The sequence below is a fragment of the Pseudomonas sp. 32_A genome (assembly GCF_017490905.1).
GTDB classification, from domain to species: Bacteria; Pseudomonadota; Gammaproteobacteria; order Pseudomonadales; family Pseudomonadaceae; genus Aquipseudomonas; species Aquipseudomonas inefficax.
Window position 1 is genome coordinate 1 of sequence record NZ_JAFGYI010000127.1, and the last position, 610, is coordinate 610.

The window sequence follows — 610 nt, forward strand, 5'->3', positions numbered from 1 at the left end:
CTCCAGGTCTGGCCGCCGTCCGTCGAGACCGACGCCGCGACCGCGTTGCTGTTGTTCGACTGGTTGAACGAGATCGACACCGAATACGCGGTGCCGTCGGGCCCGATCGACACCCACGGATCGGACGCGCGCTCGTACGCGAGGCCGCCCGCGCATGCGCTGAACGGCAGGTTCGTCTGTTTCCACGTGAGGCCGCCGTCGAACGAATAGCCGGCGACGAGCCCGTGCGCGCCGCCGTTCGACCAGCGGTCCTGCTGCCACGCGCCGATCACGTTGGAGGGATTCGCGGGATTCACGGCGACCCACGGTTCGACTTCCGCGTTCACATAGTTGACGCCGGGGCCGCCGATCGTGCAACCGGCGAATGGGCTCGGGCCGGAAACGAGCACGGGCGCGCCGTGCGCGGCGGCGGACATCGCAAGGGCCGCGGCCGCGGCGATTCCGGAGACAAACGAGACAGGCAAGGCATTGCGTCGCATGGACAACTCTCCTTGGTGAGCAGCTGCCGCGACTGCCGAATCCAGGCGTCGCGAGCGCGCGCGGGCCGCCGCGTGCGTCGCCGCGGGCCGCCCCTCGGTCGGCACGGTCGCATCGGCTCGCCCGATACGCT

General features: G+C 70.5%; 1 protein-coding gene. It reads right to left on the reverse strand.

Annotated features, from left to right (window positions below):
- Window positions 1–479 (reverse strand): sialidase family protein (locus tag J5M58_RS25905; RefSeq protein ID WP_207880166.1); only part of this gene is annotated, 479 nt, incomplete at its 3' end.
- Window positions 480–610: the final 131 nt, after the last annotated feature.